The organism is Sphingomonadaceae bacterium OTU29LAMAA1 (assembly GCA_024072375.1).
GTDB lineage: Bacteria > Pseudomonadota > Alphaproteobacteria > Sphingomonadales > Sphingomonadaceae > Sphingomonas.
Genome location: CP099617.1, coordinates 3401444 through 3425181 on the forward strand (window position 1 = coordinate 3401444; position 23738 = coordinate 3425181).

Below are 23738 nucleotides of genomic sequence, written 5' to 3' on the forward strand. Positions count from 1 at the left end.
GTCGACGTGAAGCGCTAAGCCGCCTTTGCCGTCGTCGACCGGCGGAGCCCGACGCGGGCCCGCTTGGCGGCGTAGAGAACGGCGTCGGCCCGACGGGCGAAGTCGCGTAGCGAATGGCAATCGTCATCGAAGCTGGCCATGCCGACCGATCCGGCGCTGGTCATGGTGATGCCGTTTGCCTCGACCGAGACCCGGAGCGCGGATTCGATGTCGAGGTGCAAACGGTCGGCGTTGTCGATCAATTGTGGGTCGGTGACGATGAGGGCGAATTCGTCGCCGCCGATCCGCGCGGCGAAACAGTCGCGTAGCCACGGTTGGGTCAGCGCCGTTCCTGTCAATCGCAACACGTCGTCGCCGGCGCCATGACCGAGGGAGTCGTTGATGGACTTGAAGCCGTCGAGGTCGATCAACGCAAGCAAGAGCGGCGTGCCGGCGCGGCGGGCGCGCTGCATCGCGGTGTCGAGTTCGCGATCGAAGGCGGCGCGGTTGGCGATTCCGGTCAGCGCATCCGTATCCGCAGACCGGCGAAGCTGCGTTTCGAGGTCGTGACGATCGGTGATGTCCTGAAACACGCCGACCATCGCCGTCGGCGTGCCGTCTGTCCATTCCGTCTCCCCCGCCGAACGGACGCGGCGGCGCTCGCCTTTCGCCGTGATGAAGTCGGATTCGAATTCGAACGGAGCGCCCGTCTCCATCGACTGCGCGAGCTTGGCCGCGATCTCGGCACGATCACGGGGCAAATAGAATTCGAGCGCGTCGGCCAGCGCGGGTTTCTGCCCGACCGGCAGGCCATGGATGCGATAGACGTTGTCCGACCATTCGATCGACGAATCCGCCAGCGACAGGCGCCAGGACCCGATCATTGCGATCCGTTCCGCCTGGCGGAAGATGCGGTCCTTGCTGGCGAGCCTGCCCACGAGTTCTTCACCAGTGGTCGCGATCCGGATCGCCTCCATCGCCGTACGGCGGGCGGCGATCAGCGCCTCGGCAAGGCTGGCGAGATGCCCGAGGGCGGCATGACCGGCCGCGTTCAACGAGCGAGGGCTCTCGTCGAGCACGCACAGGGTGCCGATCGGCTGGCGCACGCCTTCGCCATCGGCGACATGGATGGCGGTACCCGCGTAGAAGCGCATGCCCGCATCGATCACCAGCGGGTTGTCGTGGAAGCGGGCGTCATCGCGAAGATCGTCGATAACCATCGGAGTGGTCTGCCGGATCGTGTGATCGCAAAAGGCGATATCGCGGTCGAGTTCGCGCTCGCCCTGCGTCGTGCTCGCCTTGATCCACAGGCGGTCGCGATCGATGAAGGTGAGCAGTGCGGTGGGACAGCCTAGTAACTCGGCGGCAAGCGCGACGAGGGCGTCGAACTCCCTTTCGGGCTCACTGTCGAGCAGGGCCAGTGCATGCAGGGCGGCAAGACGGCTCGCTTCGTCGTACACGGGCCCTGATGAAGACGTTACCGGATGCGTCATGGCTAACCTGATGCAAGATAGCGGTTAATATGTTCTTCCCGCTGCGCCTGACGGAGCCCATAATGATGTCGTGACGAACGATCCCACTCGGCCGCTGTCGATGCGATGGGCGGCTCATCTGGCGCGCGACCGACGGCGATCGGCCCATACCGTGCGAGCCTATCAGGCGACCGCCGAGCGACTGACCGCGTTCCTGCAGGTGCATCTCGGCGAGCGGGTCGATGCGGCAAGGCTGGCGCAAGTCACGCCGGCCGATCTGCGCGCATTTCTGGCGGCGCGGCGGGGCGAGGGGCTAGGCAATGCCTCCGCTGCACGCGAACTGTCGGCGGTCCGGGGATTTCTGGCATTCGCCGCGCCGGGGGCGGAGCCACCGCGGTTGCGCAGTCCAGCGGTCAAGACGGGGGTGCCGCGGCCGATCTCGCCGGACGAGGCGCTGGCGCTCGCCGACGCGGTGGCGGACGATGCCGCCGAACCGTGGATCGGCGCACGCGACTGGGCGGTGCTGCTGCTGCTCTACGGTGCGGGGTTGCGTATCGGCGAGGCGATCGCTCTGCCGGCGCGGATCCTGCCGCTGGGCGACACGATGATGGTGACGGGCAAGCGCGACAAGACACGGGTCATACCGCTGCTTCCACAGGTGCGTGCCGCGATCGAGAGCTATGTGGAGCAGGTGCCGTGGGCACTGGAAGCGGGCGCTCCGCTGTTTCGCGGAGCGAAAGGAGGGCCGCTGTCGCCGGGGATCATTCGCAAGGCTGTGCGGGGCGCCCGGTCGCGGCTGGGGCTGGGCGTCCGGACGACACCGCATGCGCTGCGTCACAGCTTCGCGACGCACCTGCTGGGGCGAGGTGCCGACCTGCGGGCGCTACAGGAATTGCTGGGGCATGCGAGCCTCAGTTCGACGCAGATCTATACCGCGGTCGACGCAGCGCATCTGATGGACGTCTATCGCAACGCGCATCCGCGGGCATAAGGCGAAGCAAGCCTACCGCTGGCGGGGCTTCCATGTCGCGACACGCCAGAGATAGCCGCCGATCATCAGCACGGTGAGCGCGATCGCAACCGGCCCGACGTAGCGATCCAGCTCCTGAAAACGCGAACCGAGATAGAGGCCGGCAGCGGCAAGGATGCTGTTCCAGATCAGGCTGCCGGCGAAGGTCCAGACGAGAAAGCGCCAGAGCGGCATGCAGGTGATGCCGGCTGGCAGCGAGATGATCGTGCGGAACGTCGGCATGAAGCGGAACACGAACACTACCCACCCGCCGTGATGCACGAAGAACCGGTGCAGTCGTTCGACATCCTCCCATTCCAGCGTCAGCCAGCGACCATGACGATCGACGAACGGGCGGAAGCGCTCGTAACCGATGTGGCGCCCGATATGATACCAGAAGTAATTGCCCGCCGTCGTCCCCGCGGTTCCCCACAGAACCAGCGGAACGATCGCCATGTCACCGCGCGCGACCGCCATCCCGCCCAGGCCCATGATCACCTCCGACGGGATCGGCGGCACGATGTTTTCCAGCGCCATCAGCAGGAAAATGCCGAAATAGCCGCCCCAGGCGATCCCGTTGAGGATGAATTCGGTCATGTCGGATGGCTAACGGCGGGAACGTCAGCCCCGTTCCGTCAGCCCCGTCCCGTTCACGGGTGCCTGACGCTCGATCGCCTCCCAGATCAGGCCGGCGACGTCGGTGCCGTCGAACCGTTCGATCGCGACGATGCCGGTGGGAGAGGTGACGTTGATTTCCGTGAGCCATTCGCCGCCGATCACGTCGATGCCGACGAACAGCAGCCCGCGGCGCTTCAGCTCCGGCCCGAGTACGGCGCAAATCTCGCGCTCCTTATCGGTCAGCCCGGTCTTCACCGCCGACCCGCCGACCGCCAGATTAGATCGGATCTCGCCTTCGCCTGGCAGGCGGTTAATCGCGCCGGCGACCTCGCCATCGACCAGTACGATGCGCTTGTCGCCCTGCGCGACGGCGGGGAGGAACGCCTGCACCATATGTGGTTCGCGCCACGTCTGGTTGAACACCTCGATCAGCGCGGACAGGTTCGCGCCATCGCTGCCGACGCGGAAGATTGCCTTGCCGCCATTGCCGTGCAGCGGCTTGACCACGATCTCGCCGTGCCGGGCGAGGAAGGCGCGGGCTTCGTCGAGGCTGCGGGTTATGAGCGTCGGTGGCATGAACCGGGCGTAGTCGAGAACGAACACCTTTTCGGGCGCGTTGCGGACGCTGCGCGGGTTGTTCACGACCAGTGTGCGATCCGCGATCCGTTCGAGCAGATGCGTCGCGGTGATGTAGCCGAGGTCGAAGGGCGGGTCCTGTCGCATCAGCACCACGTCGGCCTGTTCGCCCAGGTCGAGGCTGACGGGCGCCTCGAACCGGAAATGGTCACCTTCGACCCGCTGCACGGTGACCGGATGCGCCTTGGCCCAGACGCGACCGTCCGCGTAATTGAGGTCTTCGGCGGTATAGTGGAACAGGCTGTGGCCGCGCGCCTGTGCCGAGAGCATCAGGGCGAACGTTGAATCGCCGGCGATAGCGATGCTGTCGAGCGGGTCCATCTGGACGGCAACGGTGAGGGGCATGGACGCACTCCGATCGGTTGTTCGAGCCGGCAGTTAGGGTGCGCTCGACCGAATGTCATCCTGTCCACGCATTCTCGATGTGGCGGGGGCGGGTGCCGGGTGCGAGCAGGATGACGTCGACGCGGATGTCGTCGTCCGGCCCCGCATAGCGCGCCATCAGCACCTCCGCGGCCGCCGCGACCCGGGCGAGCCGCCGTTCGTCGATGGCGAAGTCCAGTTCGGCGGCGGTGCGGCGGGTTTTGACTTCGACGAAGGCGATGAGTTTGCCGCGCCGGGCAACGAGGTCGACTTCGCCTGCCGGGGTGCGCACGCGGCGGTCGAGGATGGTCCAGCCTTTCAGTCGCAGCCACCAGCCGGCAAGGCGCTCGCCGCGGCGGCCGGCGGCTTCGGCAGCCTGGCGCGCGGTAGAGGGAGTGCGTCTGGTCGACATCGCCGCAGCGTGGCGCAGCGATTTGGTTCGAGCAAGCAATGCTGCGTTGTTCGCTGCGAAGTTGGCAGCTTCGACGAGCAACGATGGCGGTCGATCGTTGCCGAATGTTGCAGCGATGAGAAGGAGCATGGTCGTGGAAACTGCGTACCGGCGCACCGCGTGCAGGACGGAGCGCGTGGACGCGGTGCCCGGTGGCGGCTGGCGATCCGTGTGGAAGGTGGTCAGCTGCCTTTCATGGCCAGCGCGCGGGCGTAGAGTTCCTTGCGATCAAGGCCGAAGGCCCTCGCCACTTCGCCGGCGGCCTTTGCGACCGGCAACCGGGTTAGGGCTTCGGCCAGCGCGGCTTCGGCGTCGGCGGCGTCGGGAGGTGGTGCTTCGCCGGGGGGGGCGACGACGATGACGATCTCACCCTTTGGCGGAGCGTCGGCGTAGCGGGCGGCGAGGTGCGTGAGGGTGCCCGTGACTGCCTCTTCGTAGCGTTTGGTGATCTCGCGCGTCACGGCCGCGTCGCGGTCGCCGAGGCCGTCGGCAAGCGCGGAGAGGCAGACGGACAGGCGCGGACCGGATTCGTACAGGACGAGGGTGGCGCGGATGGCGGCGATTTCGGCGATTGCGTCGGCACGCGCCTTGGCCTTGCTGGGCAGAAACCCGCAAAACAGGAAACGGTCGGTCGGCAGGCCAGCGAGCGTGAGCGCGGCGACCGCGGCGCAGGGGCCGGGGATCGTCACCACCGTACGCCCGGCGGCGCGGGCATCGCGGACCAGCTTGTAGCCGGGATCGGAGATCAGCGGCGTGCCGGCGTCCGACACGAGCGCGATGGCTTCGGTGGTCATGCGGGCGATGAGGCCGGGGCGCATCCCCTCTGCGTTATGATCGTGATAGGGGATCATCGGGCGTCGGGTGCCGATGTGGCGAAGCAGACCGGCGGTGACGCGGCTGTCCTCCACTGCGATTACATCGGCGCGGGACAGGACGTCGGCGGCGCGGGGACTTAGGTCAGCAAGATTGCCGATGGGCGTCGCGACGATGTACAGCCCGGGTTCGAGAGGATTTTCGGATATGGCCACAGGGGACGTCATGGCAGAGGCAGCAACATTTGGACAGGTGCGTACGCGCGGCCTCGGACGCTGGGTGGCGATCCTGGGAGCGGGGCTGCTCGCGGCGTGTTCGACGGTGGTGCCGCGCGGCCCCGTCGCCGCGCCCGACCGGCCGGTGCGCGCGCCGGTGGAGCGGCCCGACGACTTGCAGGCGGGCCTGCCGCGCGATACGCAGCGAAACCGGGTGGCGCTGCTGGTGCCGCTGTCGGGCAGCAACGCAGGCGTGGGCCGCTCGATCGCCAATGCGACGATGCTGGCGGTGCTCGACACCGGCACCGACAAGGTGCGGATCACCAATTACGACACCGCGACCGGCGCCGCTGCGGCGGCGCAACGCGCGATCGCCGAGGGCGCGCAGTTGATCTTGGGGCCGCTGCTGTCCGAGGATGTGCGCGTGGTGGCACCGATCGCCAGGGCGGCCGGGGTGCCGGTGCTGAGCTTTTCCAACGACGTGTCGGTGGCGGGCAACGGCACGTATCTGATGGGCTATGCGCCGGCGCAGTCGATCGACCGGGTGGTGCAATATGCGCGCAGCCGCGGCGTGACGAGCTTTGCCGGGCTGATCCCCAACGGCCTGTACGGCGAGCGGGCGTCGACGGCGTTCCTGCGATCGGTCGAGGGTGCGGGCGGCGAGGTCGCGTCGTTGCAGACCTATGGCCGGGTGGCGGGCGGCATCGCCGGTGCGGTGGCGCGGCTCAACGCGAAGGGGCCGTATGGCGCGGTGCTGGTGGCGGATGCGAGCACCAGCGCAGCGGTAGCGGCGCCGCTGGTCAAGCGTGGCGGCGGTGGCGCGACGCGCATCCTCGGCACCGAATTGTGGAATTCTGAAGCGGCGGCGGCGGGCAAGGCGGCGCTGAACGGGGCGTGGTTCGCCAGCGTCGCGGATGGGCTGTACCGGCAATATGCGACCAAATATCGGACGCGCTACGGCGCGGCGCCGTATCGCCTGTCGAGCCTGGGCTATGATGCAGTGCTGTTGACGGTCCGTATTTCGCGCGATTGGCCGGTAGGGCGGGCTTTTCCGGAGGGAAAGCTGCGCGATAGCGACGGATTCGCCGGGATCGACGGCGCGTTCCGCTTCGGCCGCGACGGGATCGCGGAGCGGGCGCTGGAGGTACAGGAAATCCAGGGCGGCACGACGGTGACTGTCTCGCCGGCTCCGGCTGGGTTCGGGCGTTAGGGGTTAGAAAAAGATTGCTTCACATGGAGAAGAAGATCTCGGTAGAAGGCCGAAATCTTCTTCTCCGCGGCTCGGCGTGAATTGAACCTTCGTCAAGCCAACGCCGGCGCTTCGCCCACGACCAGCGGCAGGATGGCGTCCAACAACAGAGCGCCGGCTTCGGTAACGCGGAGGCGGTCGGGTTCGTGGACGATGAAGCCCTGTGCTTCCAGTCGCGCGGCCGCCGGCCAGACGATCGGCGCGGCGCCGCCGGCCAGTCGGGCGACGTGCGTCAGATCGACGCCCTCGCGCAGGCGGAGGCCCATCAGCAGGGCTTCGGTGGCGCGGTCGTGGGGGGCGAGGGAGGTCTCGACTTCCGTGCCGTGGCCGTTGCGGGCGACGGCGGACAGCCAATTCTCGGGCTTCTTGCGGCGCTGCGTCGCCACCCCGTCGCGGCGACCGTGCGCGCCGGGGCCGACTCCGGCGTAATCGCCATAGCGCCAATACGTGAGGTTGTGGCGGCTCTCCGCGCCGGCTTTTGCGTGGTTCGAAGTTTCGTAGGCGGGCAGGCCGGCCGCGGCGGTCATCGCGCGGGTCGCTTCGAACAGGTCGGCGGCGGTGTCGCCGTCGGGGATGGTCAGGCGGCCCTTGGCGGCTTCGGTGGCGAAGCGCGTGCCCGGTTCGATCGTCAACTGGTACAGCGACAGATGCTCGGTGCCGAACGACAGCGCGCGTGCGAGCTCCGCCTCCCAGGCGGCAAGGCTCTGGTCGGGAAGCGCGTAGATCAGGTCGAAGCTGACGCGTTCGAAATGGCGCTGCGCGGTGTCCAGCGCACCGAGGCCTTCGTTAACATCGTGGGCGCGGTCGAGGAACTTGAGCGCGGCATTGTCGAGCGATTGCAGGCCGAGCGAGACGCGGTTCACGCCGGCGGCGGCGAGATCGGCGAAGCGCGCGGCCTCGACCGACGAGGGGTTCGCCTCCAGCGTTATTTCGATATTCTCGGCGGGGGTCCAGATCGTCCGGGCGGCGTCGATGATCGCGGCGACGGTGGCGGGCGGCATCAGCGATGGCGTGCCGCCGCCGAAGAAGATCGATCCCAGCGTGCGGCCGGGCAGCGCCTGCGCCTCGTAGGCGAGGTCGGCAAGCAGGGCGTCGCGCCACGCCTGCTGGTCCACCGCATCGCGGACGTGGCTGTTGAAGTCGCAATAGGGGCATTTCGAGACGCAGAACGGCCAGTGGACGTAAAGCGCGAGCGGCGTCTTGTCGGGGATCATGATGGGGGCGATATGGCGAGGATCATGCTGAAACGCCACTCGTGGATTGCGCTTCTGTTGCTTGCCGCCTGCGCCCAGGCGCCGGAACGACCGGAGCGCGTGGTCGAACCGCGGCCCGGCGGGGCGAATGCGCCGCGCGGGTCGGTGCTGCTGCAACGGGTGATGCTGGCCGGGCATAACCGCGCGCGCGGCGATGTCGGCGTGGCGCCGATCACATGGAGCGAGCCGCTGGCGGCGTCGGCGCGGGGCTATGCCGAGACGATGGCGCGGACCGGACGGTTCGAACATGCCGTGCAGTCGATCGGGATGGATCGGCAGGGCGAGAATTTGTGGACCGGGACGCGCGGCGCCTATCGTTATGACGAGATGATCCGTCATTGGGTGGCGGAGAAACGCGATTTCGTGAACGTGCCGGCCCCGCAGTTCAGTCGCACCGGGCGGTGGCAGGATGTGGGGCATTACACGCAGATAGTATGGCGTGCGACGACACAGGTGGGCTGTGCGCTCGCGAGCAACGCGACCGACGATTATCTGGTGTGCCGATACGCGCCGCCAGGAAATGTGGTGGGGCAGCGGACGTTCTGAGTCTCGGCCGTGGCGGCAGGTCCGGTGCTCCCGCCTGTGCAGGAGCACCGGTGCCAGCGCTTAAAGGACCGCGGCGACGAGTTGTTTGAACGCCTCGGCGCGGTGGCTGACGGCGTGTTTGGCGGCGGGGTCCATCTCGCCGAAGGTTTCGGTGGTCCCGACCGGCAGGAACATCGCGTCATAGCCGAAGCCTTGCTGCCCGCGAGGCGGCCAGACGAGCGTTCCGTCGACGCGGCCTTCGAACCATTCGACGTGGCCGTCGGGCCAGGCGAGCGCCAGCGCGCAGACGAAATGCGCCGAGCGGGGCAGGTCAGGTTCCTCGTTCAGGCGATCCTCGACCAACCGCATGGCGTGGCCGAAATCCTTCGATTCGCCGGCCCAGCGCGCCGAGAAGATGCCTGGATCGCCGCCCAGCGCATCGACGCACAGGCCGCTGTCGTCGGCGAGCGCCGGCAGGCCGGACAGGTCGGCGGCCTGCAACGCCTTCAGCTCGGCATTGGCGACGAAGGTGGTGCCGGTCTCCTCGGGCTCGGGCAGGTCGAGTTCGCCGGCCGAGACCGGCTCGATCCCGTACGGACCGAGCAGCTCGGCGATCTCGCGGACCTTGCCGGCATTGTGGCTGGCGATGACGAGCTTGCCGGGGGCGAGCTTGCGGATCGCCTGCGGGTCCCTGCCTTCGCCGCTCATCGTACGGCGCGCTCTTGGGCGGCGAAGATGTCGGCGCAGCCGATGCGGGCGAGGCGGAGCAGGCGGAGCAGCGCCTCTTCGTCATAGGTGGCGTGTTCGGCGGTCGCCTGCGCCTCGGCGATGTTGCCGTTTTCGAGCAGGACGAAATTGCCGTCCGCATCTGCGCCCGAATCCTCGATGTAATCCAGGTCGAGGACCGGCGTGCCCTGATAGATGCCGCAGCTGACCGCGGCGACCTTCTGCTGGATCGGATCGACCGTCAGCTTGCCGTTCGCCATCAGCGTGTTGATCGCAAGGCGCAGCGCGACCCAGGCGCCGGAGATCGACGCGGTGCGGGTGCCGCCGTCCGCCTGGATGACGTCGCAGTCGAGGACGATCTGGCGCTCGCCGAGCAGCTTCATGTCGACCACCGAGCGCAGCGAACGGCCGATCAGCCGCTGGATTTCCTGCGTACGGCCCGACTGCTTGCCCTTGGCCGCCTCGCGGTTACCGCGGGTGTGGGTGGCGCGGGGGAGCATGCCGTATTCGGCGGTGACCCACCCTTCGCCCTTGCCGCGCAGGAACGGCGGCACGCGCTCTTCGATGCTGGCGGTGACGAGCACCTTGGTGTCGCCGAAGCCGACCAGCACCGATCCTTCGGCGTGGCGGGTGAAGTTCGGCTCGATCGTGATGGCACGCATCTGATCGGGGGCGCGGCCGCTGGGGCGCATTCAACTCTCCTCAAGGTTCGATGCGGCAACGCCCTAGACGGCGCCGGGTGGCTGCGCCAGTGGTGAGCAAAGGGGACGGGCATGCACAAGGTGTTGATCGCAGGACTGGGTCTCGCTTTGTCGGGGTGCGTGGTGGTGGATGCGTCGAACTCCGGCAACGGACGGCCGGTGGCGATCGAGAGCGAGACGATCCGCTACGAGACGGCGCCGTGCTACGGCACCTGCCCGGTCTATGCGGTGACGATCGCACCGGACGGCAAAGGGACGTTCGAGGGCATGCGCTTCACCGCCGTGACCGGGATCAAGGATTTCCAGGCGACGCCGGCGGCCTATCGGACTTTCGCAGCCAAGCTCGCGCCGTATCGCCCGAAGGAGGCCGAGACGGTGCTGCAACCCGGCAGCCGCGGCTGCGAGAATGCACCGACCGATATGCCTAGCGTCGATATCGTCTGGAGCGAGCTGAGCGGCGGTCGCCAGCATCTCAACGTCTATTACGGCTGCGGATCGCAGGAGATGCGCGCGGGGCTTCGCTCCGCGCCGGAAGCGCTGCCGATCGCGGCCTTTATCGGCGATCCGCGGCGTCCTAGATAACAGCTCATGGGACTGCCCGTCACCGAACTGACCGACCGGGCGCGCGATATCTTTCGCGCGGTGGTGGACGGCTATGTCGCAACGGGCGTGCCGGTGGGGTCGAAGACGATCGCGGTCGCCTCCGGCCTCAACCTGTCGCCGGCATCGATCCGCGGCGTGATGCAGGAACTGGAGGAGCTGGGGCTGCTCGCCAGCCCGCATACCAGCGCCGGGCGGATACCGACCGAGCGGGGGCTGCGGCTGTTCGTCGACGGGATGATGCAGGCGCTGGAGCCGTCCGCCGAAGAGCGCGCGACGATCGAATCGCGGGTCGGCTATCACGGGCCGGTCGAGGAGGCGCTGGCGGCGACCACCGCGGCGCTGTCCGGCTTGTCGGCCTGTGCCGGGCTGGTGATGGTGCCGAAGCGCGAGCTGGCGTTGCGGTCGATCGGCTTTGTCGGGCTGTCCCCCGATCAGGCGATGGCGGTGCTGGTCAGCGAGGACGGCAGTGTCGAGAATCGCGTGATCCAATTGCCGGCGGGGATGACGCCGTCGGCGCTGATCGAGGCGGGCAATTACATGACCGCGACCTTGGGCGGGCTGACGCTCGCCGAGGCGCGGGCGCGGATCGAGCGGCAGTTGGTCGAGGAACGCGCCGAACTGGACGTGGCGGCGCGAACTCTGGTGGAGCGTGGGTTGGCGGTGTGGAGTGAGGATGGCGCGCGGCGGCCGGTGTTCATCGTTCGCGGGCAGAGTCGGCTGATCGATGCGGCGGCGGCGGCGGACCTCGACCGGGTCCGCGACCTGCTCGACGATCTGGAGGGGAAGCAGGAAATCGCCAACCTGCTCGATAGCGCGAGTGCCGGCGATGCGACCCGCATCTTCATCGGGGCGGAGAACAAATTGTTCGCGCTTTCAGGATCTTCCGTGATCGCGCGGCCGTTTCGCGGCGCGGGTGGCAGGGTCGTCGGCGTGGTGGGTGTGATCGGCCCGACGCGGTTGAACTATGCCCGCGTCGTGCCCATGGTGGATTTCACGGCGGCAACGCTCGCCCGTTTGATGGGCTGAACCTACAGGGAATCGAATGACCGAAGAGACGAAGATGGACGCGGAGGCGCTGCGCCAGGAAACTGCCGAAGCCGCTCCCGAAGTGGCGGAGCATGACCGGGTGGCGGAGCTGGAGAACCAGCTGGCCGAGGCGAAGCAGCAGACCCTGTATGCGCAGGCCGAAATCCAGAACGTGCGCCGCCGCAGCGAAAAGGAAGTCGCGGACGCGCGGGCCTATTCGACGACATCGTTCGCACGCGACATCCTGTCGGTAGCGGACAATCTGTCGCGTGGCCTGTCGGCGATCCCCGCCGAACTGCGCGGCGACGAACGGCTGAAGGGTCTGGTCACCGGTCTGGAAGCGACGGGCCGCGAACTGGACAGCGTGTTCGCACGCAATGGCATCACCAAGGTCGAGGCGATGGGCGCAACGCTCGACCCGAACAAGCATCAGGCGATGATGGAAGTGCCGAGCGATGCGGCACCGGGCACGATCGTGCAGGAGATGCAGGCGGGCTATATGATCAAGGATCGCTTGCTGCGCCCGGCGCTGGTCGGCGTCGCCCGCAAGCCGGACTGATGTGCAATCCTCCCCGATATCGGGGAGGATGTCGAAAGAACCCCATGAACGCCAATCTGACCACCGATCGTCCGACCTTCGTCACGCATCTGGAATGCTCGCTGACCGGCGAGCGCTATGACGCGGACCGGCTGCATGGCCTGTCGCGCGCAGGGCGGCCGTTGCTGGTGCGCTACGATCTGGAGGGCGTGAAGGCGGCGGTGTCGCGCGATGCGCTCGGCGCGCGGGACACCGATATGTGGCGGTGGCGGGAGTTGCTGCCGGTTCGGCATACCGGAAATGTCGTCAGTCTGGGCGAGATCGAGACGCCGTTGATCCCGATCCCCAAAGCGGCGGGCAGCCCCAACGTGCTGGTGAAGGACGAGGGGCGATTGCCGACGGGCAGCTTCAAGGCGCGCGGGCTGGTGATGGCCGTGGCGATGGCGAAGGAACTGGGCGTGACCCGGATCGCCATGCCGACCAACGGCAATGCCGGCGCTGCGCTGGCGGCCTATGCGACGCGGGTGGGGATCGAGACGATCGTCTTCTGCCCGGAAGACACGCCCGAGGTGAACGTCCGCGAGATCGCGATGCAGGGCGCGCGGGTATGGCGGGTCAACGGCCTGATCGACGATTGCGGCGCGATCGTGGGGAAGGGGGCCGCGGAGGGGCGCTGGTTCGACTTCTCCACGCTGAAGGAGCCCTATCGGATCGAAGGCAAGAAGACGATGGGGCTGGAACTGGCCGCGCAATTCGGCTGGGACCTGCCCGATGCGATCTTCTATCCGACCGGCGGCGGCACCGGTCTGATCGGGATGTGGAAGGCGTTCGACGAGCTTGAGCGGCTCGGCTGGATCGGATCGAAAAGACCGCGGATGTATGCGGTGCAGGCGAGCGGGTGCGCGCCGATCGTCCGCGCGTTCGAGGCGGGCGTCGAGCATGCCGAGCGGTGGGAGGATGCACATACCGTCGCGGCCGGCATTCGCGTGCCAAAGGCGGTCGGCGATTTCCTGATCCTGCGGGCGGTGCGGGAAAGCGGCGGCAAGGCGCTGGGCGTCGGCGACCCCGCGATCCTGACGGCGGTCGAGGATGCGGCGAAGCGCGACGGTCTGTTGCTGTGTCCCGAGGGCGGCGCGACGCTTGCCGCCTATCGCGAGGCGCTGAAGACCGGCGAGGTCGACGAGGACGAGCGGGTGGTGCTGTTCAATTGCGCGACCGGGCTGAAATATCCGATGCCGGAAGCGCCGCAGACGCTCGACCGGCACGTCGCGATCGATTTCGACGCGCTTTAGGCTGCGCCGAGTAACGCCGTCGCCTGTTGCGTGGCGGCGCGTGTCGCCTGGGCAAGGCGCTTCATCTCCTGCGCCACGACGGAAAAGCCGCGTCCGTGTTCGTTGGCGCGTGCCGCTTCGATGGTGGCGTTGAGCGCGAGCAGGTTGGTCTGGCTGCTGATCGTGCCGATCGAGACGACGATCCGCGTCACCTCGGCCATGGTGTCCGCCAGATTCTGCCGGACGACGGTGTCGCGACGTGCGCGATGCGCGGCGGCACCGGCGGAAAACGCCCGGATATCGATCGCGGCGAGCCGGTACAGTGCGTTGGTCGACGTAGCATAGCGCAGCGGATCATGGATCAGTACTGTGCGCAGCAGGGTGTCGCGCGAGCGGTAATTCTCCATCAGTCCATCGATATAGTCATTGTCGTCACCGCCGTTCGCGACGAAATTGCTGCCCCGCTCGACCATTTCCGCATCCAGCAACGCATCGAACGGCCCGACGAACTTGCGCCTGGTGTAGGCCAGCTCGCGTTCGTGCAGCGGCGATGCCCCCTGCGCATCGCTGCGGTACAGCATACGCGCCATTGGATGATGACAGAAGGCGCGGGTCTCCTCGACGATCGTCGACTCCAGCAGCACCCAGATATCGCGCAACGCGTCGATCAAGGCGGGGTCGTTTCGCAGCAGCGCGGATCGAGGGAGCGTTTCGGTATGCATCGGGGGCCTTGGTCAAGAGGTGCCGCGGTCTGGGAAAGCCGCCTCTATGAGCCTAGAAGTTAATAGGTCCGAAACGTAACTTACCCGTTGTGATAAATAGAAAAGGCGCGGTTGCCGTAACGTCAATCCCGAACCCCATATCGGGCAATGCCTTCATCCGAAGGGCAGCAGCGTCCGGTATTGCGCCAGTGGCGGTGCGCCGGGGATGCGGGCGCCGTGGCCGAGCAGGAAGGCATGGCGGACGATCTCGCCCTGCTGTTCGATGCCGTAGCGGTGCAGCGGCTGGCCGGGCTTCAGCGCGTAATCGTAGCGGCACCACGGATGGCGCGCGAGCGGCAGGCAGATGCCGCGCTGGTGCTGCCAGATGTGCACCATCTCGTGTATGAACAGCCCTTGGTCGGTGAGTGCGGCGGCGGCGAAATCGTCGCGCCACTGGGTGCCGCCGGGATGGAAGTGGATGCAGCCGGTCGGCGCCATCACCGTATCGCGCGGCTGGAAGAAGGCCCATTTGGTCCGCGACAACCGCACCGCGTCATAGTCGATCGCGTCGTGGAACACCGATGCGGCGAGCGCGCGCTCGCCCGCGGTCAACGGGCGGGCATCGGCAGGAGCGCGCAGCGAGAGCAGGGGCATCGGATCGTTGCCTCAGCCGCGAACTGGCATCGTCGTCGCCATCAGAAATCCGGCGCCGGGTCCGCCGCGCCGACGGTCATCGCCCCGGCATAGATCCGCGCCCCGTTCGAGAAATTCAGCGTCAGGTTGTAGATGCGCCCTACCTTCGCCTTCGGATTGATGTCGAACAGCATGACGTGGCGACCGCCGGGCGCAAAGACCGTGTCGGTCCCGGCGGGAACGGCGACGCTGGCGAGCGGCTTCATGCTGGTCATGCCGCCGGCACCGGTCATGCTCTCGTGCATCTCGGCACGGATGGCAATGTCGGCGCTGACGTTGATGAGCGTCGCGTTCGACGGACCGCCCTCCAGCGTGAAATAGGCGACCCCCGGGCGGCCTGTGACCGCAGGCAGGCGAATCCACGCGTCGTCCACCGTTACCCGCCCCGGTCCGCTGCAACCGCCGAGCGTCGCCACCGCCATCAGCATCCACCAGCGCGTCATCGCATCATCCCCTTCAAGCCGACCGGCTCATTTCGAGGCAAGTCACTATGGCGCGCACCGTCTTGCGGCAAGCGGAACCCCACCTATATCCCGGCCATACACAGGAGCTTTCGCTGCCGTAACGGGGCAAAGGTTCCATGGGTTTCGGCGATTTTCGCCATTGATTTCGTATGTGAGGGGCTAAGCAAGCACACATGGCTAAAGTAATCGGTATCGACCTCGGCACCACCAACAGCTGCGTTTCCGTGATGGAAGGTGGCAAGCCCAAGGTGATCGAGAATGCGGAAGGCGCGCGCACCACGCCGTCGATCGTCGCCTTCGCCAAGGACGGCGAGCGGCTGGTCGGCCAGCCCGCCAAGCGTCAGGCCGTCACTAATGGTGACAACACGATCTTCGCGGTGAAGCGCCTGATCGGCCGTCGTTTCGACGACCCGATCACCAAGAAGGACACCGAGCTGGTCCCGTACAAGATCGCGCGCGGTCCGAACGGCGACGCGTGGGTGTCCGCAGGCGGCAAGGATTATTCGCCGTCGCAGATCAGCGCCTTTACCTTGCAGAAGATGAAGGAGACGGCCGAGAGCTACCTCGGCGAGACGGTCACGCAGGCGGTCATCACCGTGCCGGCATACTTCAACGACGCCCAGCGTCAGGCGACCAAGGACGCCGGCCAGATCGCCGGTCTGGAAGTGCTGCGCATCATCAACGAGCCGACCGCGGCTGCTCTCGCCTACGGGCTGGAGAAGCAGGACGGCAAGACGATCGCGGTCTATGACCTTGGCGGCGGCACGTTCGACGTCTCGATCCTCGAGATCGGCGACGGCGTGTTCGAGGTGAAGGCGACCAACGGCGACACCTTCCTCGGTGGTGAGGATTTCGACAACAAGCTGGTCGAATATCTCGCCGAAGGGTTCAAGAAGGACGAAGGCATCGACCTGTCGAAGGACAAGTTGGCGTTGCAGCGTCTGAAGGAAGCGGCGGAAAAGGCGAAGATCGAACTGTCGTCGGCAGCCTCGACCGAGGTCAACCTGCCCTTTATCACCGCGGACCAGAACGGGCCGAAGCATCTCGTCAAGACGATCAACCGCGCCGATCTGGAGCGGCTGGTCGACGACCTGATCAAGCGCACGATCGATCCGATGAAGAAGGCGCTGGCCGATGCCGGCCTGAAGACCGACGACATCAGCGAAGTCGTGCTCGTCGGCGGCATGACCCGCATGCCGAAGGTGCGCGAGGCGGTGAAGAATTTCTTCGGGAAGGAGCCGCACACCGGCGTCAACCCGGATGAGGTCGTCGCGATGGGCGCCGCCATTCAGGCGGGCGTGTTGCAGGGCGACGTCAAGGACGTGCTGCTGCTCGACGTGACGCCGCTGTCGCTGGGTATCGAGACGCTGGGTGGCGTGTTCACCCGGATGATCGACCGCAACACGACGATCCCGACCAAGAAGTCGCAGACCTATTCGACCGCCGACGACAACCAGGGCGCGGTGACGATCCGCGTGTTCCAGGGCGAGCGCGAGATGGCGGCGGACAACAAGCTGCTGGGTCAGTTCGACCTTGTCGGCATCCCGCCCGCACCGCGCGGCGTGCCGCAGATCGAGGTCACGTTCGACATCGACGCCAACGGCCTCGTCAACGTGTCGGCCAAGGACAAGGGCACCGGCAAGGAGCAGCAGATCCGCATCCAGGCATCGGGCGGTCTGTCGGACAACGACATCGAGCAGATGGTGCGCGATGCCGAGAAGTTCGCCGAGGAGGACAAGAAGCGTCGGGCCGGCGCCGAGGCGAAGAACAACGCCGAATCGCTGATCCACACGACGGAGCGGCAGCTCGCGGACAATGGCGACAAGGTCGATGAGGCCCTGAAGTCGGAAATCCAGTCGGCGATCGACGCTGCCAAGGCTGCGGTCGAGGGCGGCGATGCCGACCAAATGACCGAAAAGTCGCAGGCGCTCGCACAGGTCGCGATGAAGCTCGGCCAGGCGATCTACGAGAAGCAGGCCCAGTCCGAAGCGTCGCCGCAGGGCGGCACCGACGGAGAAGCACCGAAGGACGACGTGGTCGACGCCGAATTCTCGGAAGTCGACGACAACAAGGCGTAACCCGATCGCCCCCTCCCCCGGCGGGGAGGGGGCCTTCAGGGCTTAAAGGTCGGGCATGAGCACCACAGTCGATTATTATGAGCTACTCGAATGCGAGCGTGATGCGGACGGCGCGACGCTGAAATCGGCGTACCGCAAGCTCGCGATGAAGTATCACCCGGACAAGAACGCCGGGTGCAAGGACAGCGAGTCCAGGTTCAAGGCGGTCAGCGAAGCCTATGAGGTCCTGAAGGACCCGCAGAAGCGCGCTGCCTACGATCGCTACGGCCATGCCGCGTTCCAGAACGGTGGCGGCGGCGGAGCACAGGATTTCAGCGGCTTTTCCGATATCTTCGAATCGGTCTTCGGCGAATTCATGGGTGGCGGCCGCGGTGGCGGGCGTACCCAGCAGCGGCGTGGCGCCGATTTGCGCTACGACATGGAAGTGACGCTCGAAGAGGCATTTCATGGCAAGTCGACCGAGATTACGGTCGATGTATCGGCGCAATGCGACACCTGCCACGGTTCGGGCGCGAAGCCCGGGACGCATGCATCCACCTGTCGGCAGTGCAACGGTCACGGCAAGGTGCGGGCGCAGCAGGGATTCTTCGTGGTCGAACGCGCCTGCCCGGTATGTCAGGGCGCGGGCGAGATCATCGCGGATCCTTGTGGCGATTGCCGCGGCGAAGGAAGGATCGACAAGACCAAGACACTGAGCGTCAACGTGCCGCCCGGCGTCGATGAAGGCACGCGCATCCGCCTGTCCGGTGAGGGCGAAGCGGGACCGCGCGGAGCGCCGGCGGGCGACCTCTACATCTTTCTCCACGTCAAACGGCATGCGCTGTTCGAACGCGAGGGCACGACCCTGTTCGCGCGTGCACCGATCAGCTTCACGACGGCCTCGCTGGGCGGCGCCTTGTCGATCCCCGGCCTCGACGGGCGGATGCACGAGATCAAGATTCCGGCGGGCATCCAGTCGGGCAAGCAATTGCGCCAGCGTGGCGCGGGCATGCCGGTGCTACAAGGACGTGGTCACGGCGATCTGGTCATTCAGATCGACGTCGAAACGCCGACCAAGTTGTCGGTGCGCCAGCGCGAACTGCTGGAGTTGTTCCGCGAGACGGAAACGGGTGACGAATGCCCGGCGAGTCAGGGCTTCTTCGCCAAGCTGAAGGGCGTGTTCGCGACGGAGTGATCCAGAGCTGGAGGCGATTCACGCGATAGCCCTTGCACTGGAGGGTAGGGTTTGGCGGGGCGGTCATGATTGCTGACCTCGATGAGACCTCCCCAGCCCTCTCCTGAAGAGAGGGTGCCAGTCGGATACGCGGTCCCCGGGTCGAGCGGACAGGCTTTTAGGTTGCGCCCGAAACGCCAATCGCCACAATGCTGCGCTTACGGAATCGGGGGATGTGCATGCGTGGACAGGTGTTGGGTGTGGATTCGCGGACCGGTGAGGGGCTGGTTGCCGGCGATGACGGACAGCGGTATCGGTTCACGCCTGAGGACTGGGCACAACGCGGCGAGCCGGCGATTGGTCTGAAGGTCGATTTCGAATCGAATGGCGATCGCGCGCTCAGCGTGTTTCCGATGCCTGAAGTTGCGGGCACCCGTCACGTGCTGGCACCGCCACCGCCGCGCGAACCGGTGAATGATCGCAACAAGCTGGTCGCGGCTCTGCTGGCGTTCTTTCTGGGACCGCTGGCGTTGCATCGCTTCTACACGGGGCGGACCGGATCGGCGATCGTAATGCTGGTGCTGAGTATGACTGTGGTCGGCATGCTGCTGACCTGGCCATGGGCGCTGATCGACATGATCCGCTATCTCATGATGTCGGACCGGGAATTTGCCGCGCGATATCCGCGCAAGGATTGAGCGGAATGGCCGGACAAGCCGCGCCCTCTCGCCCGGAAGCGGGCCGAAGGGGCGGGCGGGCCGATAGGTCAGAGGGTGGTGATGATCACCCCGACCACCAGCGCCTGAGCCGCGATCGCCAGCATGCTGCTAGCTGCGGTTTCGAACATACGCATTGTGGTAGTCTCCATGCCGGCAAAATATCCGGCAATCAGGAGATGGCGATCATTACATAAGAGCGCAACATTGTTGCTTGCAACTGTGCATGCGTTTCACGCAACTGTAATATTTCAAGCGTTGCCAGCGTATTGCAACCGGGCCACAACCGTCGATGACGGGGAGAGCAACGATGCGGACGGCGGTATTCGGACTGGCGATGCTGATGCTGCCGGAGGGCATTGTAGCGCAGGAGGCGCCCGCGCAGACCGTGCCGGGCGCGTCGCGGGGGGCGCAGGGCGACGTATCGGTCACCATCTACAATAATGACGTCGCGCTGGTGCAGGACGTGCGGCAACTACCGATCGCGCGCGGGCAGGTACGGCAGGATTTCCCCGACGTCAGCGCGTCGATCCGGCCGGAGACGGTGTCGCTCAACATCGCCGATGCGGGGATCGTCGAACAGAATTTCGATTACGATCTGCTCAGCCCGTCGAGCCTGATGGAAAAGGCGGTGGGCGAGACGATCACGCTGTTGCGGACCAATCCGGCGACGGGCGCGGAAACGCGCGAGCGGGCCAGGGTGCTGGCGGTGAACGGCGGCGTGGTGCTGCAGATTGGCGAGCGGATCGAGGTGCTGCGTGACGACGGATTGCCGGTCCGTGCGATTTTCGACCGCGTGCCGGCATCGCTGCGGGCACGCCCGACGCTGTCGGTGATGCTGGACAGCAATCGTGCGGGAACGCGGCCCGCGACGCTCTCCTATCTAAGCCGTGGGTTGGGGTGGAGCGCGGATTATGTGGCGCTGTTCGACGACAGGAGCGGACGCATCGACGTGCAGGGCTGGGTGACGCTGAAGAACACCAGCGGCACGACGTTCGACAATGCGCGCACGCTGCTGGTCGCGGGGGAGGTGGCGACCGAGGATGGCGAGGGCGATCGCAACAGCTATCGCCCGCGTCCGCGAGGCCGGATCGAACGGGCAGGCACCGAAACGGCGTCGCGTGAGCAATTGGGCGATTTCTACCTCTATCCGCTGCCTGGCAGGACGACGATCGCCGACAAGCAGACCAAGCAGGTGAGCTTCCTCGACGTAAAGGGTGCTGCGGCGCAATCGGGCTATGCGTTCGAGAACGGTTGGCTCGGCACCGCGACCGAGCCGCGCAGCGCGGCGAGCGTTCTGCGCTTCGCCAATTCCGCCGGAGCGGGACTCGGCGATGCGCTGCCGGCGGGGACGGTGCGGGTCTATGTCCGCGATGCGCGCGGGCAGGCGCAGTTCACCGGCGAGAACCGGATCGACCATAGCCCGCAAGGATCGCAGATCGCGCTCAAAACCGGCGATGCCTTCGACGTGAAGGTGCTGCCGGTGGTGGTCGAGCGGACGCGGCTGAGCGAATGGAAGTGGCGGACGGCGATGCGGTACACGCTGACCAACGCGAAGCGGACGCCGGTGACGGTGGAACTGACGCAGAGCGGGTTCGACTGGACCGATACGCGCATTATCGCCGAAAGCCGCAAGAGCGAGCGGCGCGATGCCGACAGCACCGTCTGGCAGGTGCCGGTTCCCGCGAACGGCGAGACGATCGTGACGGCGACCTTCGAAACCCGCTACTGATGCGTACGCCCCGGTGGGCCGGAGCTGGCGCGCTGCTCGCCGGTGGGCCGGCGCTGGCGCTGCTCGCCAGTCCTCCTGCGTTGGCGCAGGTCGGCCCGGCGACGGTCGTGTCGCCGGGGCCGGGGCAGGTCGCGGTGACGGTCTATCGCAATCCCGACCGGGGCAGTGCGGGTATCCAGTTGGACTATCTGCAAGGGTTCGCGCTGGTCACCGAAACGCGGACGGTGCAATTGCCCAAAGGGCCGGCGATCGTACGCTTCGAAGGGGTAGCGGAAGGCATCGTGCCGGTGAGCGCGATCATCGACGGCCTGCCCGGCGGGACGATCGAGAAGAACCGCGATGCGCGGCTGCTGTCGCCCGCGTCGCTGATCGACGGTACGCTGGGACGGACGGTTACGCTGGCCCGTACCGACCCTGCGACCGGGCGGCGGCGCAGCGAGGCGGCGACGGTCGTCGCCGGTCCCGCACAGGGCGTCGTGCTGAAGACGGCGGCGGGTATCGAGAGCCTGCGCTGTTCCGGCCTGCCCGAGGCATTGGCGTTCGACGGCGTCCCGCGCGGGCTGTCGGCACGGCCGGTGCTCAGCGTCGCGACCGACACGCCGTCGGCACGCACCGCGACGGTGACCTTGTCCTACCTGACCTCGGGCTTCGACTGGTCGGCGAGTTATGTCGCGACGATGGCGGCGGACGGGCGGACGATCGACCTGTTCGCGTGGTTGACAGTCGCCAACGGCAATCCGGAGACGTTCCGGAACGCGCGGGTGAAGGCGGTGGCGGGGCGGCTCAACCGGACGGCAACCGACGAGTGGATGCGCCGGGCGGCGGGCCTGCGCCTCGCCTGTTTTCCGCTGGGTACGACGACGTCGGACCTGAGAAGCATCGAACTGGAGGAATCCCAGGACATCGTCGTCACAGGCTCGCGTATGATGATGGCGGAGAGCGCGCCACCACCGCCGCCCGCCCCGGCCATGATGGCGCCGCCCCCTCCGCCAGAGGATCTCGGCGATCTGAAGCTCTATACCGTGCCGATGCCGGTGACGGTCGCGCCGCGCGCGCAAAAGCAGGTAGCGTTGCTGCTCGCCAACCGGGTGCCGTTCGAACGGCGCTATCGGCGGCGGATCGGAAAGGGCGAGACGCTGTCCGCTGCGCCGGTCGGCATGGTTCTGGTGGTGCGCAATCGAAAGGAGGACGCGCTGGGACTACCGCTGCCGGACGGCACCACCGCCCTCTATGCGGATCGACCCGGCACGGGCGGACCCGAACGGCTGCTGCTCGGCACCGGCACGCTGGGCGATCGGGCGGTCGGCGAGACGGTGCGGATCGGCGCCGGCACCAGCACGCAGGTACTGGTCACGCAAACGCGGATCGCCGATGGCGACACCGTCCTGACCGTCACCAACGCCAACCGCGGTGCGGTCGATGTCGAACTGCCGATCGGCAGGGCCGGCGAGAAGGTGAAGCCGGTCGGCGCGACCCTGACCGAGATCGACGGTATCGCGACGTGGCGCATGACGCTGCCGGCGCATGGCACGGCGACGCTGCGCTACCGCTAGCCTCCGCTACGGTAGGGCGGCGACCGGCTCGACGGGCGGCATGCGACGCGGGCGAGGCGGGCAACTCGATGCGGGCGGGGTCCCGGTATCGTGCATGAACATCGAGCGTCCGCCGAAGCCCGCCCCGCCGGTCTGGCAGCGCCGCAGCTGGAAGCGCACTTTGCGGGCGCCGAAATCGAGCGAGACACGGCGGAAATTTCCCATCAGGTCGGTGCCGAGCATCATCGCCGGCACATCCCGCAGTTCGAACAGGGCGAAGGGTGGCAGATCGGCGAAGGCGACGGGCACATCGCGCAGCTGGATGCCACCGATCCGCATTTCCGGCACTATCGCGACCGCAACGGCCATCTGGTCGCCGGTCACGCCGACGAGCGTGGCCGAGCTGAATACCGGCGGCTTGCGGCGGCGGAACAGGGCGTCGCGCAACGCCAGATTGCCGATGGTGAGCTGCGAGCCAGTATCGACGACGGCACGGATCGGCACGCCGCCGGCGCGCGCCTGCGTCAGGATCAACTGACCGCCGCGGCGGCGGGCGGTGACGACGATCTCGTCGCGTTGCGCCCGCACCGGACGGCGTGTGTCCTCGATCGCGATCGTATCCGCATCGAAGTCGAGCATCAGGCGCTGCCCGCGCAACGCATCGATGCCCAGCAATCCACTGGCACCCAGAAAGCGTTCGGGCAGCACCGGCGCCGCGATATCCGTGGCGACGCTGCCGCCGACCGCCAGCGTGCCGATCATCACCGTTTCGGTTCGGCTCGCACCCGCCATGCCGTGCAGCATCACCGGGTCGCCGGCAGGCAGGCGCAGGTCGGACGCGAGCCGTTGCCCGATCGCGCTGCGGTCGGCACCACTGTCGACGACGAACCGGTAGGGGCCACGCCCATCGATCCTGACGTCGACCGCCATGCGCGTTTCGATCTGTACCGCGTCGATGTCGTTTCCCGCGATCTCCAGCCGGTCGTCCAGAATCGCCTCGTGCAGCGGGATCGTTGGTGCGCGGCGCGGCGGATCGGGTGCCTGTTGCGGCATCGCCGCCGCCGCCAGCAACAGCGGCAACGTAGCGATGCAGAGAGCGCGTGGCGCGGCCATGACGGATCCTAGCACCGGTGCCGGCAAACAGCCAATGCGGCGTCATCGCGGGCAGGGGAACGTGGGAGCCCGTGCCGTGTTGCAGGCGGAGCCCTCCGGTCAGGACAT

24 protein-coding genes are annotated in these 23738 nt (G+C 67.0%); 12 read left to right on the top strand and 12 right to left on the bottom strand.

Translation table 11 applies throughout. From position 1 onward, the window contains the following. Positions 1 to 14: 14 nt before the first annotated feature. Positions 15 to 1439, bottom strand: a complete 1425-nt coding sequence (locus NF699_16280) for a diguanylate cyclase (protein USU04578.1) — start codon at positions 1437 to 1439, stop codon at positions 15 to 17. A 133-nt stretch (positions 1440 to 1572) separates the two neighbouring features. On the opposite strand from NF699_16280, the gene NF699_16285 reads away from it, so the two are divergent. After that, positions 1573 to 2442, top strand: coding sequence for a tyrosine recombinase XerC (locus NF699_16285; GenBank protein USU07126.1), 870 nt, complete (start codon positions 1573 to 1575; stop codon positions 2440 to 2442). 12 nt (positions 2443 to 2454) lie between these two features. Here NF699_16285 and NF699_16290 read toward each other — a convergent pair whose 3' ends face one another. The 4 genes from NF699_16290 to rsmI form a co-directional block, all read right to left on the bottom strand. After that, complete coding sequence (locus NF699_16290; GenBank protein USU04579.1) at positions 2455 to 3057, bottom strand: DedA family protein; 603 nt, start codon at positions 3055 to 3057, stop codon at positions 2455 to 2457. Between the two features lie 24 nt (positions 3058 to 3081). Continuing rightward, positions 3082 to 4059, bottom strand: coding sequence for a glutathione synthase (gene gshB / locus NF699_16295; protein ID USU04580.1), 978 nt, complete (start codon positions 4057 to 4059; stop codon positions 3082 to 3084). A gap of 55 nt (positions 4060 to 4114) precedes the next feature. Further along, positions 4115 to 4489 carry a YraN family protein gene (locus tag NF699_16300; GenBank protein USU07127.1) on the bottom strand — a complete coding sequence of 125 codons (375 nt, stop codon included), beginning with the start codon at positions 4487 to 4489 and terminating at the stop codon, positions 4115 to 4117. Positions 4490 to 4710: 221 nt separating this feature from the next. Next, positions 4711 to 5568 carry a 16S rRNA (cytidine(1402)-2'-O)-methyltransferase gene (gene rsmI / locus NF699_16305; protein ID USU04581.1) on the bottom strand — a complete coding sequence of 286 codons (858 nt, stop codon included), beginning with the start codon at positions 5566 to 5568 and terminating at the stop codon, positions 4711 to 4713. Between rsmI and NF699_16310 the strand changes: the two genes are divergently transcribed. Continuing rightward, positions 5567 to 6766, top strand: coding sequence for a penicillin-binding protein activator (locus NF699_16310; GenBank protein ID USU04582.1), 1200 nt, complete (start codon positions 5567 to 5569; stop codon positions 6764 to 6766). The genes rsmI and NF699_16310 overlap by 2 nt on opposite strands. A 92-nt stretch (positions 6767 to 6858) precedes the next feature. On the opposite strand, the gene hemW is transcribed toward NF699_16310, so the two are convergent. Next, complete coding sequence (hemW, locus tag NF699_16315) at positions 6859 to 8019, bottom strand: radical SAM family heme chaperone HemW (protein USU04583.1); 1161 nt, start codon at positions 8017 to 8019, stop codon at positions 6859 to 6861. A 12-nt stretch (positions 8020 to 8031) separates the two neighbouring features. Here hemW and NF699_16320 point away from each other — a divergent pair, with 12 nt between their 5' ends. Beyond that, positions 8032 to 8604, top strand: coding sequence for a CAP domain-containing protein (locus tag NF699_16320; GenBank protein USU04584.1), 573 nt, complete (start codon positions 8032 to 8034; stop codon positions 8602 to 8604). A 60-nt stretch (positions 8605 to 8664) separates the two neighbouring features. Here NF699_16320 and rdgB read toward each other — a convergent pair whose 3' ends face one another. Continuing rightward, positions 8665 to 9291, bottom strand: coding sequence for an RdgB/HAM1 family non-canonical purine NTP pyrophosphatase (gene rdgB, locus NF699_16325; protein ID USU04585.1), 627 nt, complete (start codon positions 9289 to 9291; stop codon positions 8665 to 8667). Then, on the bottom strand, positions 9288 to 10001 hold the full coding sequence (gene rph, locus NF699_16330; GenBank protein USU04586.1) for a ribonuclease PH: 714 nt from the start codon (positions 9999 to 10001) through the stop codon (positions 9288 to 9290). The genes rdgB and rph overlap by 4 nt, the downstream gene beginning before the upstream one ends. Before the next feature lie 81 nt (positions 10002 to 10082). Between rph and NF699_16335 the strand changes: the two genes are divergently transcribed. Genes NF699_16335 through NF699_16350 form a run of 4 tightly spaced genes read left to right on the top strand, consistent with a single transcriptional unit; the run spans position 10083 to position 13469 of the window. After that, on the top strand, positions 10083 to 10592 hold the full coding sequence (locus NF699_16335) for a DUF6438 domain-containing protein (protein ID USU04587.1): 510 nt from the start codon (positions 10083 to 10085) through the stop codon (positions 10590 to 10592). A 6-nt stretch (positions 10593 to 10598) separates the two neighbouring features. Beyond that, positions 10599 to 11639, top strand: a complete 1041-nt coding sequence (gene hrcA / locus NF699_16340) for a heat-inducible transcriptional repressor HrcA (protein ID USU04588.1) — start codon at positions 10599 to 10601, stop codon at positions 11637 to 11639. A 16-nt stretch (positions 11640 to 11655) separates the two neighbouring features. After that, positions 11656 to 12198: a nucleotide exchange factor GrpE gene (gene grpE, locus NF699_16345; GenBank protein USU04589.1), complete on the top strand. Its 543-nt coding sequence runs from the start codon at positions 11656 to 11658 to the stop codon at positions 12196 to 12198. 44 nt (positions 12199 to 12242) lie between these two features. Then, entirely contained in the window at positions 12243 to 13469 is a 1227-nt protein-coding gene (locus NF699_16350) for a threonine synthase (GenBank protein ID USU04590.1), read from the top strand. On the opposite strand, the gene NF699_16355 is transcribed toward NF699_16350, so the two are convergent. The 3 genes from NF699_16355 to NF699_16365 all read right to left on the bottom strand — a co-directional run bounded on the left by NF699_16355 (position 13466) and on the right by NF699_16365 (position 15285). Beyond that, positions 13466 to 14119, bottom strand: coding sequence for a methyl-accepting chemotaxis protein (locus NF699_16355; protein USU04591.1), 654 nt, complete (start codon positions 14117 to 14119; stop codon positions 13466 to 13468). The two genes, NF699_16350 and NF699_16355, sit on opposite strands and share 4 nt — an antisense overlap. Before the next feature lie 204 nt (positions 14120 to 14323). Continuing rightward, positions 14324 to 14803, bottom strand: coding sequence for a vgr related protein (locus tag NF699_16360; GenBank protein ID USU04592.1), 480 nt, complete (start codon positions 14801 to 14803; stop codon positions 14324 to 14326). A 41-nt stretch (positions 14804 to 14844) separates the two neighbouring features. Next, a complete protein-coding gene (locus NF699_16365) occupies positions 14845 to 15285 on the bottom strand; it encodes a copper chaperone PCu(A)C (GenBank protein ID USU04593.1) in 441 nt (146 codons plus the stop codon). Positions 15286 to 15479: 194 nt separating this feature from the next. Between NF699_16365 and dnaK the strand changes: the two genes are divergently transcribed. The 5 genes from dnaK (at position 15480) to NF699_16390 (ending at position 22538) form a co-directional block, all read left to right on the top strand. Then, positions 15480 to 17384, top strand: coding sequence for a molecular chaperone DnaK (dnaK, locus tag NF699_16370; protein ID USU04594.1), 1905 nt, complete (start codon positions 15480 to 15482; stop codon positions 17382 to 17384). A 55-nt stretch (positions 17385 to 17439) separates the two neighbouring features. Then, positions 17440 to 18558 (top strand): molecular chaperone DnaJ, encoded by a 1119-nt coding sequence (dnaJ, locus tag NF699_16375; GenBank protein ID USU04595.1) that lies wholly within the window; start codon positions 17440 to 17442, stop codon positions 18556 to 18558. Between the two features lie 239 nt (positions 18559 to 18797). Beyond that, a complete protein-coding gene (locus NF699_16380) occupies positions 18798 to 19235 on the top strand; it encodes a TM2 domain-containing protein (protein USU04596.1) in 438 nt (145 codons plus the stop codon). Between the two features lie 328 nt (positions 19236 to 19563). Then, the gene (locus tag NF699_16385; GenBank protein ID USU04597.1) at positions 19564 to 20985 is read left to right on the top strand and encodes a DUF4139 domain-containing protein; all 1422 of its coding nucleotides are present in this window, start codon (positions 19564 to 19566) and stop codon (positions 20983 to 20985) included. Next, the gene (locus NF699_16390) at positions 20985 to 22538 is read left to right on the top strand and encodes a hypothetical protein (protein ID USU04598.1); all 1554 of its coding nucleotides are present in this window, start codon (positions 20985 to 20987) and stop codon (positions 22536 to 22538) included. Before NF699_16385 ends, NF699_16390 begins: the two co-directional genes overlap by 1 nt. Before the next feature lie 6 nt (positions 22539 to 22544). Here the strand turns inward: NF699_16390 and NF699_16395 are convergent, their stop codons facing one another. Continuing rightward, positions 22545 to 23630, bottom strand: a complete 1086-nt coding sequence (locus NF699_16395; GenBank protein USU04599.1) for a retroviral-like aspartic protease family protein — start codon at positions 23628 to 23630, stop codon at positions 22545 to 22547. Between the last annotated feature and the right edge of the window lie 108 nt (positions 23631 to 23738).